The following is a 14,981-nucleotide window of genomic DNA, read 5'->3' as shown; positions in this document are numbered from 1 at the left end:
CTGGCCAGGCGCGCGGCCGCAGACAGTACAAGTGTGCGGCAAGGCCGCGCAACGACGCCAGGGCCGTCCTAAAACGGCCTCCTAGCCGTCGTTGCGGTCGCGGAAGATGCGGATGACATCCGGGTTGCGGCGCAGCCCGCGCATCACGTTGGCCAGGTGCAGGCGGCTCTGCACCTGGATGACGAACTGCATGTAGGTGGCTTCCTGGTGGCTGCCGTCCTGCTGCTCCATCGCCACGTGCGCGACGTTGGCATCGGCAGCGGTCAGGTCCGCGGCGACGCGCGCGACGATGCCCTTGACGTTGCGCACCATCACCTTGATCGACACGTCGAAGGCACGCGTGGTCTTCTTGGCCCACATCACGTCGATCCAGTGCTCCGGATCCTTGCTGTGCAGGCGCTTGGCGATCTTGCAGTCCTGCACGTGGATCTGCAGCCCTTCGCCCTTGCCCAGGTAGCCGACGATCGAATCGCCCGGGATCGGGCGGCAGCATGCCGAGAAGATCATCGACATGCCTTCGTCGCCGGTGATCGGCACCGCGGGCGCCTCTTCGCCGGCAAAGGTCTGCACCGCCGCCAGCAGCGCGCTGTCGACGTCGCCGGACAGCTCCTGCAGCAGGATCTCCATGCGCTTGGCCACCACCGCCGGCACGCGCCGGCCAAGGGCCAGGTCGGCGAAGATGTCTTCGCGCTGCTTGTTGCCGGTCCACTGGATCATGCGGTCCCACACCGACTGCGGCACCGCCTTCAGCTCGATGCCGAGCTGACGCGCGCATTGTTCCAGCAGCCGCTCGCCGAGCTGGATCGCTTCGTCCAGCTTGGTGGTCTTCAGGTAATGGCGGATCGCCGCGCGCGCCTTGCCGGTGCGCACGAACGACAGCCACGCCGGATTCGGCTTGGAGTACGGCGCCGTCACCACCTCGACGATATCGCCGCTCTTGAGTTCGGTGCGCAGCGGCAGCAGCTCGTTGTTGATCTTGACCGCGACGCACTGGTTGCCCAGGTCGCTGTGCACCGCGTAGGCAAAGTCCAGCGCGGTGGCGCCGCGCGGCAGCGCGCGGATATGGCCCTTGGGCGTGAACACGTAGACCGCATCCGGGAACAGGTCGATCTTGACGTGCTCGAGGAATTCCTGCGAATCGCCGGTCTGGCTCTGGATATCGAGCAGCGACTGCAGCCACTGGTGCGCCTGCTGCTGGATATCGTTGGCGTGGTCGGCCTGGTGCTTGTACATCCAGTGCGCGGCCACGCCGGCCTCGGCGATCTGGTGCATGTCGCGCGTGCGGATCTGGAACTCGACCGGCGTGCCGAACGGACCCACCAGCGTGGTGTGCAGCGACTGGTAGCCGTTGATCTTGGGGATCGCGATGTAGTCCTTGAACTTGCCGGGCATCGGCTTGTACAGGCCGTGCAGCGCGCCCATCGCCATGTAGCAGTGCATCTGCGTTTCCACCACCACGCGGAAACCGTACACGTCCAGCACCTGCGAGAACGACAGCTGCTTGTCGTGCATCTTGCGGTAGATGCTGTACAGCGTTTTCTCGCGGCCGGACAGTTCGGCCACGATGCCGGCATCGGCCAGTCCCTTCTGCGCGGCCTCGAGGATGCGCTTGACCACCTCGCGCCGGTTGCCGCGCGCTGCCTTGACCGCTTTTTCAAGCGTGGCGTAGCGGAACGGCGAGCCGACCTTGAACGACAGCTCCTGCAGCTCGCGGTAGATCGTGTTGAGACCGAGACGGTGCGCGATCGGCGCATAGATCTCCATGGTCTCCAGCGCGATGCGGCGGCGCTTCTCCGGCGGCACGAAGTCGAGCGTGCGCATGTTGTGCGTACGGTCGGCCAGCTTCACCAGGATCACGCGCACGTCGCGCGCCATCGCCAGCAGCATCTTGCGGAAGCTTTCCGCCTGCGCCTGCTCGCGGCTCTGGAATTCGAGCTTGTCCAGCTTGGTCAGGCCATCGACCAGTTCGGCGACCTTGGGGCCGAATTTCTCGGCCAGCTCGCTCTTGGTGATGCCCTGGTCTTCCATCACATCGTGCAGCAGCGCCGCCATGATGGACTGCACATCCAGCTTCCAGTCCGCGCACAGCTCGGCCACGGCCACCGGATGGGTGATGTAGGGCTCGCCGCTCTGGCGGTACTGGCCCAGGTGGGCCTCGTCGGAAAACTGGAAGGCCTCGCGTACGCGCGCCAGGTCGGGCGCCTTCAGGTACGCGAGCTTTTCCATCAGCCGGGTGATGGAAATGACCTGCTGGCGCGGCGGCACCGCCGGCTGCGAGGTCGGGCCGAAGAAGTGCCGGTATGACTGCGCCAGCACTGCATCGATAAAGAGGCTGTCCGCCACCGGAGGCGCCGCTTCCTGCACTGCCGCCAGCTCGTCCTGCACCGCGGGCGCCCTCGACTTGCCCGGCGCCAGCGCGGGCGCGACGGCACGCTCCCCGACGACATCGTCGCCGAGCGGATCGGGAAGATTGGGAGCGCCGGTGCGCGCGTTCACGGAAGACTGGCCCGGGATGGTGGGCTTACGCGCCGCGGGCGGCGACGCATCGCCGTGCGCGCCTGCCGCGGGCGCTGGCGGAGGGGAAGGCTGGGAGGGCAGATGCGGCGAAGGCATGGCGGCGGCCCCTGGAATCCGGCTGGGAAGCCTGGAAATATGCTGGCACGTTGCGAGGATGAGCCATGGGCCGGCCGCTCGATCGGGTCGATCAGGTCGGGACCTTCTTCAGCATCTCGATGCCGACCTGGCCCGACGCGATCTCGCGCAGTGCCACCACGGTCGGCTTGTCCTTGGCCTCGACCTTGGGCGTGTGGCCCTGCACCAGCTGGCGCGCACGGTACGTGGCCGCCAGGGCGAGCTCGAAACGATTCGGGATGTGTTTCAGACAATCTTCGACGGTAATACGCGCCATATCAAATCCACCTTGGGACAAAACCTTGTGTTGGGTTGCTATTTTACAGCACGCGGCGGAAAACGCCGGCGGCGCCTGCGCTCGCGTGCCTCGGCTCAGTGGATGCCGAGCTCGATGAACAGCTCCGTGTGACGTGCCTTTTGCGACGAAAAGCGCAGACGGGTAGCCCGAACCACGTTGCGCAGCTCTTCCAGCGCATCGTCGAAGACCTCGTTGATGATGACGTAGTCCGACTCCGACGCATGCGACATCTCGCTGCCCGCCGCCAGCAGGCGGCGCACGATCACGTTGGGCTCATCCTTGCCGCGTTTCTTCAGGCGCTCTTCCAGCGCGGTCAGCGACGGCGGCAGGATAAAGATCTCGACCGCGTTGGAAAAGCGCTGGTGCACCTGCTGCGCGCCCTGCCAGTCGATCTCGAGCAGCACGTCGTTGCCTTGCGCCATCTGCTGCTCGATCCACACGCGCGAGGTCGCATAGTAGTTGCCATGAACTTCGGCCCACTCCAGGAATTCGCCGCGGTCACGCGCTGCGCGGAAATCGTCGACGCTGACGAAATGGTACTCGCGGCCGTTCTGCTCGCCCGGGCGCGGTGCGCGCGTGGTATGCGAGATCGACAGGCGGATGGCCGGATCCTGCGCCAGCAGCGCGTTGACCAGCGTCGACTTGCCGGCTCCCGACGGCGCCACCACCATGAACAGGTTGCCCGGGTAGACGGTGTCGATGGGAGGATGCGGCGCGGTTTGAGACGTTTGGCTCATGATGATGATTCGGTGACTTCGGGGTGATTCTGGTTTTTTACTGCGTTATTCGAGGTTCTGGACCTGCTCGCGCATCTGCTCGATCAGCAGCTTGAGCTCCATCGACGCATCGGCCAGCTCCTTGGCGGCGGCCTTGGAACCGAGCGTGTTGGCCTCGCGGTTCAGTTCCTGCATCATGAAGTCCAGGCGCTTGCCGACCTGGCCACCCTTCTTCAGGATGTGGCGGGTCTCGTTCAGGTGCGCCTGCAGCCGCGACAGCTCTTCGGCGATGTCGATGCGGATGCCGTAGACGGTGGCTTCCTGGCGGATGCGCTCGGCGATCTCGTCGCGGCTCATCGACGGCATGCCGGTGGGCGCGGCCAGGTTGAACGCTTCCTGCAGGCGCTCGGTCAGCTTCTGCTGGTGGTGCGCGATCAGTTGCGGGATCGCCGGCGTCAGGCGCTCGACGATCGCCAGCATGGCATCGACGCGCTCCATCAGCGTCGCCTTGAGCGCCTCGCCCTCGCGGCGGCGCGCTTCGAGCAGCTGGTCCAGCGCCTCGCGTGCGGCGCCGGTCACGGCTTCGCGCAATGCTTCCTGCGACAGCTCGGGCTCGACCAGCACGCCCGGCCAGCGCAGGATCTCGCCCATGCGCAGCGTGCCGGCGCTGGGGAAGGTGCCGGCCACGGTGGTCTCCAGCGCACGGATCTGCGACAGCAGGCCATCGTTGAGCGCCAGCGTGGCGCCGCCAGAATCGGTGCGTTGCAGGTTGATGCGGCATTCCAGCTTGCCGCGCGACAGCTCGGCCATCAGCATCTCGCGCAGCGCCGGCTCAAAGGCGCGGCATTCTTCCGGGGCCCGGAACAACAGGTCGAGGAAACGCGAATTGACAGTGCGGAATTCCACCGAAACGGAGGCGGTGCGCCCGCTCGGCTCGCCCTGTGCGTTGGTCAGTGGCGCCTGGCGCGTCGCCAGGCCATAGCCTGTCATGCTGTGGATCATTGGATGTTCTCGTGAGTGGAGGCGGCCCCGGGGCGCTGGCGGCCCGCGGGCACCCTCCTCGAGCCTCCCGCAACCGGACCCCGGGAGCGCTCTCAAAACGTTGAAAGGAGGGCAACAATGCCCGTATTTGTGTTCTTTACAAGTGACCGATTAGCCCGGACAATCCGTTGGCAAATCCGCGGAGTCATCCGCGGAGGCAAATCCGGCCCCTATTTCCATGACAGAGTCCAAGGGCACGACACAACCGAAGAGTGCACCGCTGCCCGTCGGCACGCTGTTGTCCAACTATCGTATTGTAAAGAAGTTGGCCAGCGGGGGGTTCAGTTTCGTCTACCTGGCCACCGATGAAACCGGCGCGCCGGTCGCGATCAAGGAGTACCTGCCGTCGTCGCTGGCGCGGCGCAACCCGGGCGAGCTGATCCCGGTGGTACCCGAGGAAAACGCCGCGGCATTCCGGCTCGGCCTCAAGTATTTCTTTGAAGAGGGCCGCTCGCTGGCCCGCATTTCCCATCCCAGCGTGGTGCGCGTGGTGAACTTCTTCCGCGAGAACGCCACGGTCTACATGGTGATGAACTACGAGCTGGGCAAGACGCTGCAGGAGCACGTGCTGGCGGCCCGGCAGCAGGGCCGCGCCAAGGTGCTGCGCGAGCATTTCATGCGCAAGGTCTTCCACGACCTGATGAGCGGCCTGCGCGAAGTGCATATCCACAAGCTGCTGCACCTGGACATCAAGCCCGGCAATATCTACCTGCGCGAGGACGAGTCGCCGATCCTGCTGGATTTCGGCGCCGCACGGCAGACGCTGACCATGGAAGCGGCGCGCTTCCAGCCGATGTACACGCCCGGCTTCGCCGCGCCCGAGCTGTACGGCAAGCATTCCGACCTGGGTCCCTGGTCCGATATCTACAGCCTGGGGGCCACGCTCTATGCCTGCATGGCCGGCATGCCGCCGCAGGAAGCCAACCAGCGCGAGAAAGAAGACCGCATGGGCGAGGCGCTGGTGCGGCTGCGCAGCAGCTATACCAACGGCCTGGTCGACCTGGTCGAATGGTGCCTGCGGCTGGCGCCGTCGGAGCGGCCACAGAGCGTGTTCCGGCTGCAGAAGGAACTGCGCGAGCAGACCAACGCGCTGAGCGAACAGGCGCTGCTGGCGGCCGCGCCGCCAGCCCCTGCCGAGCGCCCTGCCCCCGCTTCGCGCTTCCTCACGCTGCTGCGCCGCCGCGACGAGCCGGCCCCCGGCGCGAGCGCAGAATAAATCACAGATCGCGCCCACCGTGGCGCGGTGACCTTACTGAATTTCAAAAGCCAACATGCGATTCTCTGTCTACCAGGAAAGCAGGAAAGGCGGCCGCCGTGTCAACCAGGACCGCATGGGCTATTGCTTCACGCGCGATGCGCTGCTGATGGTGCTGGCCGACGGGCTGGGCGGCCATGCGCACGGCGAAGTCGCGGCGCAGCAGGCATTGCAGACGCTGGCGCGCCAGTTCCAGACCCAGGCGCGCCCGGTGGTGCGCAACCCCGCGGAGTTCCTGCAGGACGCCATCATGCTGGCGCACCGCGAAATCCACCGCTACGCGGAAGCCAACCGGATGCCCGACGTGCCGCGCACCACGGTGGTCTGCTGCCTGGTCCAGCACGGCCAGGTCTACTGGGCCCATGCCGGCGACTCCCGCTACTACCTGCTGCGCAAGGGCCGGCTGCTGACGCGCACGCGCGACCACTCCAAGATCGAGAACCTGCTGCAGCAGGAACGCGTGCTGCCGATGCACGTGGCCAACCACCCCGAGCGCAACAAGCTCTACAACTGCCTGGGCTCGCCCAACCTGCCGCTGATCGACCTGGGCGGCCCGGTGCGGCTGGAGCCCGGCGACGTCGCCCTGCTCTGCTCCGACGGCCTGTGGGGGCCGCTGGACGAGCAGGCGCTGGTCGACAGGCTGTCGCGGCTGTCGGTGGTGCAGGCGGTGCCGGCGCTGATCGAGCTGGCGCTGCAGAACGCCGGCGAAGGTGCCGACAACACCACCGGCATCGCCATGATGTGGGAGCTCGACAACAACGCCACCGGGCCGGATTCGGTGATGACCGATACGTTGCCGCTGAATGCGTTCACCACGTCGATCCTGGACCGCACCGGCACGGACAGCGACCTGCTGTCCGAGGAAGAGATCGAGCGCTCGATCGCCGAGATCCGCGCGGCCATCGACAAGACCAGCAACCTGATGCGCTGACCTGTTCGCCGGGACGGCCTCTGCCTGTCGCCGCGCGCGGGTATGCAGCGCGCGCGGGCCGGCGGCGTTAGAATCGCGGTCTCTCCCCCGATTCCGACCCGAACATCCCATGCGACCCAGCGGCCGCGCAGCCGATGCGCTGCGTTCCATCAGCCTTACCCGCCACTACACCCGCCACGCCGAGGGCTCCGTCCTCTGTGCCTTTGGCGACACCAAGGTGCTGTGCACCGCCAGCGTGCTCGCCAAGGTGCCGCCGCACAAGAAAGGCAGCGGCGAAGGCTGGGTCACGGCCGAGTACGGCATGCTGCCCCGCGCCACCCACACGCGCTCGGACCGCGAGGCCGCGCGCGGCAAGCAGACCGGCCGCACGCAGGAAATCCAGCGCCTGATCGGCCGCGCCATGCGCTCGGTATTCGACCTGGCGGCGCTGGGCGAGCACACCATCCACCTCGACTGCGACGTGCTGCAGGCCGACGGCGGCACCCGCACCGCGGCCATCACCGGCGCCTTTGTCGCCGCGCACGACGCGGTCGCCACCATGCTGCGCGATGGCCTGATCGCCGCCAGCCCGATCCGGGACCACGTGGCCGCGGTCTCGGTCGGCATGGTCGACGGCGTGCCGGTGCTCGACCTCGACTACGCCGAGGACAGCAGCTGTGACACCGACATGAACGTGGTCATGACCGGCAGCGGCGGCTTTGTCGAGGTGCAGGGCACCGCCGAAGGCGCCCCCTTCAGCCGCGCCGACCTGGACGCCATGACGCGCCTTGCCGAAGCCGGCATCGCCCGCCTGGTGCAGCATCAGCGCGACGCGCTCGGTTTGGCCTGAAGCAGGATCCGACGATGCAACGACTGGTACTCGCCTCCAACAATCCCGGCAAGCTGCGCGAGTTCGGCACGCTGCTGGCCCCGCTCGGCTTCGATGTGGTGCCGCAGGGTGACCTGGGCATTCCCGAGGCCGAAGAGCCCTTCGTCACCTTTGTCGAGAACGCGCTGACCAAGGCGCGCCACGCCAGCCGGCTGTCCGGCCTGCCCGCGCTGGCCGACGATTCCGGCATCAGCGCGCGCGCGCTCGGCGGCGCACCCGGCGTCTATTCGGCGCGCTATGCGCAGATGGCCGGCAAGCCCAGGTCGGATGCGGCCAACAACGCGCACCTGGTGTCGCAACTGGCCGGCAAGCTGGATCGCCACGCGCACTACTACTGCGTGCTGGTGTTCGTGCACCATGCCGAGGATCCCTGCCCGCTGATCGCCGAAGGCGTGTGGCATGGCGAGGTCGTCGACGCGCCCCGCGGCGCGGGCGGCTTTGGCTACGATCCGCACTTCCTGCTGCCGGGGCTGGGCAAGACTGCCGCCGAGCTGTCGGCGGAAGAGAAGAACACGGTCAGCCACCGCGCGCAGGCACTGCGCGCACTGGTGGCCAGGCTGCAGGCCGACGCCGCGCAGCGCAACGGACGATGATCCCGATCGTACCGGCCGGCAGCGCGCCGTCCGCCGCTGCTCCCGTCGACAGCAAGCAGCTATGGCTCAAGCCCGGGCAGATCAGCCTGCCCGGCTCGCCGCCGCTGTCGCTGTACGTGCATATCCCCTGGTGCGTGCGCAAGTGCCCGTATTGCGATTTCAATTCGCACGCGGCGCCGGGTGCCGACAACCACGAGATCCCCGAAGAGATCTACCTGGACGCCCTGCGCGCGGACCTGGAGCAATCGCTGCCGCTGGTGTGGGGCCGCCCTGTCCATACCGTGTTTATCGGCGGCGGCACCCCCAGCCTGCTGTCGGCCGCCGGCATGGACCGGCTGCTGTCCGATCTCCGCGCCCTGCTGCCGCTCGATGCCGATGCCGAGATCACGATGGAGGCCAACCCCGGCACCTTCGAGGCCGACAAGTTCGCCAGCTACCGCGCCAGCGGCATCAACCGGCTGTCGATCGGCATCCAGAGCTTCAACGACCGGCACCTGCAGGCGCTCGGCCGCATCCATGGCGGCGCCGAGGCGCGCAAGGCGATCGATATCGCGCAGGCGAGCTTCGACAACATCAACCTCGACGTGATGTACGCCCTGCCCGGGCAGACGCTGGAAGAGTGCCGGCAAGACCTGGAAGCCGCGCTGTCGTACGGCACCACGCATCTGTCGCTGTACCACCTGACGCTGGAGCCGAACACGCTGTTCGCCAAGTTCCCGCCCGCGCTGCCGGACGACGACAGCGCGTACGAGATGCAGGACCTGATCGAGGCACGCACGGCCGGGGCGGGCTATCGCCACTACGAGACCTCGGCCTATGCCAGGCCGCATCGCGAGGCGCGCCACAACCTCAACTACTGGCGTTTCGGCGACTACCTTGGCATCGGCGCGGGCGCGCACGGCAAGCTGTCGTTCCCGCACCGCATCCTGCGCCAGATGCGGCACAAGCATCCGGCCACCTACATGGCGCAGGCGCTTGCGGGCAACGCCGTGCAGGAAGCGCGCGACGTGAGCGCGGATGAGTTGCCGTTCGAGTTCATGCTCAATGCGCTGCGGCTCACCGATGGCGTGCCTGCATCGAGCTTCCAGGACTACACCGGGCTGCCGCTGCACACCATCAGCAAGCAGCTGGCCGAGGCCGAGAAGAAGGGACTGCTGGAAGCGGACCTGACGGTCATCCGGCCGACGGAACTGGGGCGGCGCTTCCTCAATGACTTGCAGGAGATGTTCCTGAAGGACTGAGTTGCGGACGCAGCGGTGCCCCAAGCAGAAAGGCCACGCAATCGCGTGGCCTTTCTGCTTCCAGACGGAAGTTTGCGTCAATACGGCGTCGCCATGTCGTTGGCCACGCGTGCACGCATGCCGACTTGCAGGTTGCCCAGGTTCGACTGCGTCACGGTCGCGACGCGGCCATCGTCCAGCCGCACATTGACGCGATACGCGTTCTGCGTATTGCTGCCCGCGCGCTTCTCGATCTGGTTGCCCGCCACCGCGCCGACCACGGCACCGCCGATGGTGGCCGCGGTCTGCCCGCGCCCGCCACCGATCTGGTGGCCCAGCAGGCCGCCGGCGGCACCGCCGATGACCGTGCCCAGCAGGCCCGAGCTGTCTTGCGTGGTGGTGATCGGCTCGATCGACTCGACGCGGCCGTAGTACACCGAGCCGGCAGGCGCCTGCGTGGTGTTGGGGGTCTGGTAGCCCGGAGGCGGCGCCGTGTTGTATCCGGTATTGCTGTAGCCGCCGTTGTACGGCGCAGCACAACCGGCCAGCACCGCCACCGCGGTAGCTGCCGGCAGGATCAGCCATTTCTTGCTTTCCATTCGCATATTGAGTTCTCCTCTGTTGCCAGCCGAAGCCGGGAATGCGGCACACACTGCGCCCCCGGGCACTCCAATATGAGCGGCGACCGCATGTGAAGGTTCCGCAATGTCAGACAGACGCCGACAGTCACGGCCGGCGGTGTGGCAGGAGGCTTACGCGCGCGCGTTCGCCGCAACGCAGGCCACCCGCTGGCATGCAGGCCCTTGTATAATGCGCGGCCTGACCATCAGGTCGATGGCAACAATGCGCCAAAGGGCCCACCCTTTCGCGCTACAATGCCCGCACTTTCCGGAAGCGTGGCCGAGTGGTTTAAGGCAGCAGTCTTGAAAACTGCCGATGGGGTGACCCATCCGTGAGTTCGAATCTCACCGCTTCCGCCAGACAGCAGAACGGCCCGCACCAGGCAACCGGTGCGGGCCGTTTTTATTTGGGCGAGCCTTCCGGACACTGCGTCAGCAGCCGGTAGGCTTCGGCCTCTGAAATCCTCAGCCGGTATTTCTGGGCCAGCACGCGCGCAAAGGCGTGTGCCGAGTCCGGGTGACAATGCCGCAGTTGCTCCCGGTACGCCTCCACTTCATAGCGCAGCCGCCAGCGCCGGCTGGCGAGATAGAGCACGCCCATCAGCCCCCAGCTGCGCCAGAACTGGCGCACGTGGACCTTCTCGTGCTCGATCAGCGCGTCGCTGGCGCCGGGCCGCAGCAGGATCAGCGGGCCGGGCGTGAAGCCGTCAAACCCGCGCGGGATCAGCCAGCGGGTTTCGACGACGAGGCAGAGCGGGGAGCGGCAATAGCGGAGCATGCGTCAAGCATAGCCCGGATGCTCGCCCCCTGCCTTGCCCCGCCCTGCCTTGCCCTGCGCTCAGGCAGCCGCGCGCAGCGGCGCCGGCGCGGCAGCCGTGGGCATTGCCAGCGCCGACTGGCCGCGCGAACGGCCCGAGCTGAGGTAGCCCGCGATCGATTCCTGCGTCACTTCGCCCAGGTAATCGCCGTCCGCACCCATCACCGGCAGCCAGCTGGTGTTGTGCTGGTACATGCGCGACAGCACGATGCGCAGGTGCTCGTCGAACGCCGCGGTGACTGCAAACGGGCGCATCACTTCGCTGCACACGCCCTGACCCGAACGCGCATCGCGGCGCGTGACGTAGCCCAGTGCACGCTGCGCGTCGTCCACCACCGGCAGGTGGCGCACATCGGCATCGTCCATCACGCCCAGCGCCTCGGCCAGCGGCATGTCGGGGCGGCAGCTCGGCGGCATGGTGGCGGCGTCGCCGGCGCGCACCAGCAGCAGGCGCTTGAGCGTGTTGTCGTGGCCGACGAAGGCCTGCACGAACTCATCGGCCGGGTGCGCCAGCAGCGCGTCGGGGTGGTCGAACTGCACCAGCCTGCCGCGGCGGAACACCGCCACCTTGTCGGCCAGCTTGATCGCCTCGTCGATATCGTGCGAGACCATGATCACGGTCTTGCCGAGCTGGCGCTGCATCTGCAGGAACTCGTTCTGGATGCTTTCGCGGTTGATGGGGTCGACCGCGCCGAAGGGCTCGTCCATCAGCAGCACCGGCGCATCGGCCGCCAGCGCGCGGATCACGCCGATGCGCTGCTGCTGCCCGCCCGACAGCTCGCGCGGGTAGCGGCCGAGCATCAGGTTGGGATCGAGCTGCACCATCGCCATCAGCTCGCGCGCGCGCTCGCGGCACTGCTTCTTGTCCCAGCCGAGCAGGCGCGGCACGACCATGATGTTTTCTTCGATGGTCATGTTGGGGAACAGGCCGATCTGCTGGATCACATAGCCGATCTTGCGGCGCAGGGTCACGCCGTCGATGCCGCGCGTGTCCTCGCCCTCGATGCGCACCGTGCCCGAGGTCGGCTCGATCAGCCGGTTGATCATCTTCAGCGTGGTGGTCTTGCCGCAGCCCGACGGGCCGAGGAAGACGCAGATCTCGCCGTTCGGCACCGTCAGCGACACAGCGTCGACGGCACGCACTTCGGTGCCGTCTTTCTGCTGGAAGGACTTGGTGAGTTGGTCGAGTTCGATCATAGACGGATCCCCTTCGGCGTCAGCGCCCGCTGCAACCACTGCAGGAAGGCGTCCGCCACGATGGCGAGCAGGCTGACCAGGACCGCGCCCACGGCCAGCTTGCTCATGTTGCTCTGGCTGATCGCCTGCAGGATCAGCACCCCAAGGCCACCCGCGCCGATGATGGCGGCAATGGTGGCAACCCCGATATTCATCACCACGGCGGTACGCACGCCGCCGAGGATCACCGGCACGGCCAGCGGCAGGTCGACCAGCCGCATGCGCTGCCAGGTGGTCATGCCGATGCCGCGGCCCGCCTCCTGGATGCCGGGATCGACATTGGCCAGCGCGGTGTAGGTGTTGCGCATGATCGGCAGCAGCGAGTACAGAAACACCGCCGTCACCGCCGGCACATAGCCGAGCGCATGGCCGAAGCGCGCGAAGACCGGGATCATCAGCCCGAACAGCGCGATGGACGGCAGCGTCAGCACGATGGTGGCCAAGGCCAGCAGCGGCGTGGCCAGCGCGCGGAAGCGCGTGATCACGATGCCGAGCGGCACGCCGATCAGGATCGCCAGCCCCACCGCCGAGCCGACCAGCGCGAGATGCTCGCCGGTCATTTTCAGCAGCGTGGGCCAGCTGTGTTGCAGGTACGAGAACAAGTCCATGCGGCCCTCCTCAGATCAGTCCGTGGCTGCGCAGGAAGTCCTCCGCGACCTTGTCCACCGGCTGCTGGCCGATGTCCACCTTGTAGTTCATGTCGGTCATGCTCTCGTTGTCGAGCCTGGCGGCGAGCGCATTGAGCAGGCCCGCCAGCTCCGGGTGCTTGTCGAGCACCGCCTTGCGCACCACCGGCACCGCGTTGTACGGCGGGAAGAAATTCAGGTCGTCTTCCAGCAGCACGAGGTCGAAGCCCTTGACGCGGCCGTCGGTGGCGTAGACCAGCCCCAGCTCGACCTGGTTGTTCTTCAGCGCGGTGTAGACCAGGCCCGGGTCGAGCTGGATCACGTCGCGGCGCGAGAACGGCAGCGTGTACAGTTCCTTGAGCGGCTCCAGGCCATCCGGGCGCGCGGCGAACTCCATGTCGACCGCGAACGGGTGGCTGGCGTCGGGGCCGGCCTTGCGCATCTGCTCGGCAAACCCCGACAGCGTGGTCACGCCGTTGCCGGCACGCTCCTTCGGCATCGCCAGCGCGTAGGTGTTGTTGATGCCCGAGGCATCCAGCCACACCAGCCCGCGCGCGCCGTCCATCTGCCTGACGCGCTCATAGCTTTCCTTCGCGCCCAGCTTTTCCTGGACCTTGTTGAACACGATCAGTGCGGTGCCGGTGTAGTCCCAGACCACGTCGAGCTGGTTGCTTTCCATGGCCTGGCGCATCAGCGTGCTGCCCAGGCCGGCGGTCAGCTCGGTGCTGAAGCCCTTGGCGCGCAGGTACTTCGACGTCATCGACGACAGCAGCAGCTGCTCGGTAAAGTTCTTGCCGCCTACACGGATCGGTGCCGCGGCAGTATCGGCGGCAGCGGCGGCGTGCGCATCGGGCGCCGTGGCCAGCGCCAGTCCTGCCGCGAACGCGGTGACGGCTGCCACCAGCATCGCGGCGCGCCGCGCACGGCGGCGGATGAATTGCATCGGGTCTTTCATGTCGGCCCCCTCGGATCAGCGCGCCAGCCCGCGGCGGCGCAGGTACATCTGGCCGGCAGCGGCAAACAGCGCATCCAGCGCCAGCGCCAGCAGCGCGGTGGCGGCCGCGCCCAGCAGCAGCAGCGACTGGTTGTTCAGGTAAATGCCCGGGAAGATCAGTTCGCCCAGGCTGTTGGCGCCAATCAGGAACGACAGCGGCACGGTGCCGACGTTGATCACCAGCGCGATGCGGATGCCGGCCAGCATCACCGGCAGCGCGTTCGGCAGTTCCACGCGCACCAGCCGCTGCGCCGGCGTCATGCCGATGCCGCGCGCCGCTTCCAGCAGCGTGGGCGAGACGTTGCGCAGCCCCTCGTAGGTGTTGCGCACGATCGGCAGCAGCGAAGCCAGCCACAGCGCCAGGATCGCCGGGCGCTCGCCGATGCCGAGCACCGCCAGCGCGAGCGCCAGCACCGCCAGCGACGGCACCGTGTTGCCGACGTTGAAGACCTGCATCAGCCGGTCGGCCCAGCGGCGCATGCACGGACGGCTCAGCGCGATGCCGGCCGGAATGCCGGTCGCCAGCGCCAGCGCCATGGACATCGCCACCAGGCGCAGATGGTCAACCACGTCGTACAGCAGGCGTTCCTGATATTTCTGAATCACATCGACGCCGATCCACGCGACTAATCCGGCCAGCGCGGCAAGCGTCAGTCCTGCCCAGGCAAAAGCCCGTGCCGATTGCTTTGACATACTCTCCCCTCCTCCGGCCAGAAAAGAGCGCAAGACGCCACTTTCCAACAACGGAAAACAATATGGGCTGGTGATTGCGAAGATGGAGGCGCCACCGACCCGGTTCAGATTGCATTGCCGCCATGACCGGCACGATTGCCGGCGGACGGTCTGTGGGCTCTTCCGCCGTGGCGGGGAGCCCGATTGACGGGATGCCGGCATATGCAGCCGGGCCTTCCCTGAAGCGGCGCAACCGGCGACGCGCAAGCGTGGCGACCGGTTGGCCAGTGGCAGCGCAGGTATTGAGGTTTTTCGACGCGCCGCCGATCTATTGGCCGTTGACTGGCAAGGGCTGGCGCGGATTCGGCCACCTTGCAATTCACATCAACGGATGACAAAGAGAGCGCTATTATAGCGATCTTCTTCGATCCTGTCATCTTCCCGCTTTCCCGCCCCTGTTTTG

General features: G+C 67.0%; 15 protein-coding genes and 1 tRNA gene. 6 read left to right on the top strand and 10 right to left on the bottom strand.

Annotated elements, in window-relative coordinates:
• Positions 1-81 precede the first annotated feature (81 nt).
• The 4 genes from JTE92_RS16475 to JTE92_RS16460 all read right to left on the bottom strand — a co-directional run bounded on the left by JTE92_RS16475 (position 82) and on the right by JTE92_RS16460 (position 4,647).
• Entirely contained in the window at positions 82-2,496 is a 2,415-nt protein-coding gene (locus JTE92_RS16475) for a RelA/SpoT family protein (RefSeq protein ID WP_063237148.1), read from the bottom strand.
• Between the two features lie 208 nt (positions 2,497-2,704).
• Positions 2,705-2,908 carry a DNA-directed RNA polymerase subunit omega gene (gene rpoZ, locus JTE92_RS16470; RefSeq protein ID WP_006578656.1) on the bottom strand — a complete coding sequence of 68 codons (204 nt, stop codon included), beginning with the start codon at positions 2,906-2,908 and terminating at the stop codon, positions 2,705-2,707.
• A 95-nt stretch (positions 2,909-3,003) separates the two neighbouring features.
• On the bottom strand, positions 3,004-3,666 hold the full coding sequence (gene gmk, locus JTE92_RS16465) for a guanylate kinase (protein WP_063237147.1): 663 nt from the start codon (positions 3,664-3,666) through the stop codon (positions 3,004-3,006).
• A gap of 45 nt (positions 3,667-3,711) precedes the next feature.
• Positions 3,712-4,647, bottom strand: a complete 936-nt coding sequence (locus tag JTE92_RS16460; RefSeq protein WP_063237146.1) for a YicC/YloC family endoribonuclease — start codon at positions 4,645-4,647, stop codon at positions 3,712-3,714.
• 217 nt (positions 4,648-4,864) lie between these two features.
• On the opposite strand from JTE92_RS16460, the gene JTE92_RS16455 reads away from it, so the two are divergent.
• The 5 genes from JTE92_RS16455 (at position 4,865) to hemW (ending at position 9,574) form a co-directional block, all read left to right on the top strand.
• Entirely contained in the window at positions 4,865-5,902 is a 1,038-nt protein-coding gene (locus JTE92_RS16455; RefSeq protein ID WP_063237145.1) for a serine/threonine protein kinase, read from the top strand.
• Between the two features lie 55 nt (positions 5,903-5,957).
• On the top strand, positions 5,958-6,872 hold the full coding sequence (locus JTE92_RS16450) for a PP2C family protein-serine/threonine phosphatase (RefSeq protein ID WP_063237144.1): 915 nt from the start codon (positions 5,958-5,960) through the stop codon (positions 6,870-6,872).
• 109 nt (positions 6,873-6,981) lie between these two features.
• A complete protein-coding gene (gene rph / locus JTE92_RS16445) occupies positions 6,982-7,701 on the top strand; it encodes a ribonuclease PH (protein WP_063237143.1) in 720 nt (239 codons plus the stop codon).
• 14 nt (positions 7,702-7,715) lie between these two features.
• Positions 7,716-8,333: an RdgB/HAM1 family non-canonical purine NTP pyrophosphatase gene (gene rdgB / locus JTE92_RS16440; RefSeq protein ID WP_063237142.1), complete on the top strand. Its 618-nt coding sequence runs from the start codon at positions 7,716-7,718 to the stop codon at positions 8,331-8,333.
• Positions 8,330-9,574, top strand: coding sequence for a radical SAM family heme chaperone HemW (gene hemW / locus JTE92_RS16435; protein WP_063237141.1), 1,245 nt, complete (start codon positions 8,330-8,332; stop codon positions 9,572-9,574). Before rdgB ends, hemW begins: the two co-directional genes overlap by 4 nt.
• A 77-nt stretch (positions 9,575-9,651) precedes the next feature.
• On the opposite strand, the gene JTE92_RS16430 is transcribed toward hemW, so the two are convergent.
• Positions 9,652-10,158, bottom strand: a complete 507-nt coding sequence (locus JTE92_RS16430; RefSeq protein ID WP_063237140.1) for an outer membrane lipoprotein — start codon at positions 10,156-10,158, stop codon at positions 9,652-9,654.
• A 285-nt stretch (positions 10,159-10,443) separates the two neighbouring features.
• Between JTE92_RS16430 and JTE92_RS16425 the strand changes: the two genes are divergently transcribed.
• Positions 10,444-10,533, top strand: a tRNA-Ser gene (locus JTE92_RS16425).
• 43 nt (positions 10,534-10,576) lie between these two features.
• Here JTE92_RS16425 and JTE92_RS16420 read toward each other — a convergent pair.
• The 5 genes from JTE92_RS16420 to JTE92_RS16400 are packed head-to-tail and all read right to left on the bottom strand — an operon-like array spanning position 10,577 to position 14,539.
• The gene (locus JTE92_RS16420; RefSeq protein WP_063237139.1) at positions 10,577-10,951 is read right to left on the bottom strand and encodes a hypothetical protein; all 375 of its coding nucleotides are present in this window, start codon (positions 10,949-10,951) and stop codon (positions 10,577-10,579) included.
• A 60-nt stretch (positions 10,952-11,011) separates the two neighbouring features.
• Entirely contained in the window at positions 11,012-12,187 is a 1,176-nt protein-coding gene (locus tag JTE92_RS16415) for an osmoprotectant ABC transporter ATP-binding protein OsmV (protein WP_063237138.1), read from the bottom strand.
• Positions 12,184-12,834 (bottom strand): ABC transporter permease, encoded by a 651-nt coding sequence (locus JTE92_RS16410; RefSeq protein ID WP_018312364.1) that lies wholly within the window; start codon positions 12,832-12,834, stop codon positions 12,184-12,186. The genes JTE92_RS16415 and JTE92_RS16410 overlap by 4 nt, the downstream gene beginning before the upstream one ends.
• A 10-nt stretch (positions 12,835-12,844) precedes the next feature.
• Positions 12,845-13,795: a glycine betaine ABC transporter substrate-binding protein gene (locus JTE92_RS16405; RefSeq protein ID WP_063237137.1), complete on the bottom strand. Its 951-nt coding sequence runs from the start codon at positions 13,793-13,795 to the stop codon at positions 12,845-12,847.
• A 27-nt stretch (positions 13,796-13,822) separates the two neighbouring features.
• Positions 13,823-14,539 (bottom strand): ABC transporter permease, encoded by a 717-nt coding sequence (locus JTE92_RS16400; protein ID WP_063237136.1) that lies wholly within the window; start codon positions 14,537-14,539, stop codon positions 13,823-13,825.
• Positions 14,540-14,981: the final 442 nt, after the last annotated feature.

This window comes from Cupriavidus oxalaticus, assembly GCF_016894385.1.
Taxonomy (GTDB): Bacteria; Pseudomonadota; Gammaproteobacteria; order Burkholderiales; family Burkholderiaceae; genus Cupriavidus; species Cupriavidus oxalaticus.
Note: the sequence above shows the minus strand (reverse complement) of the source record. Positions and strands in the feature narration are given on the sequence as shown.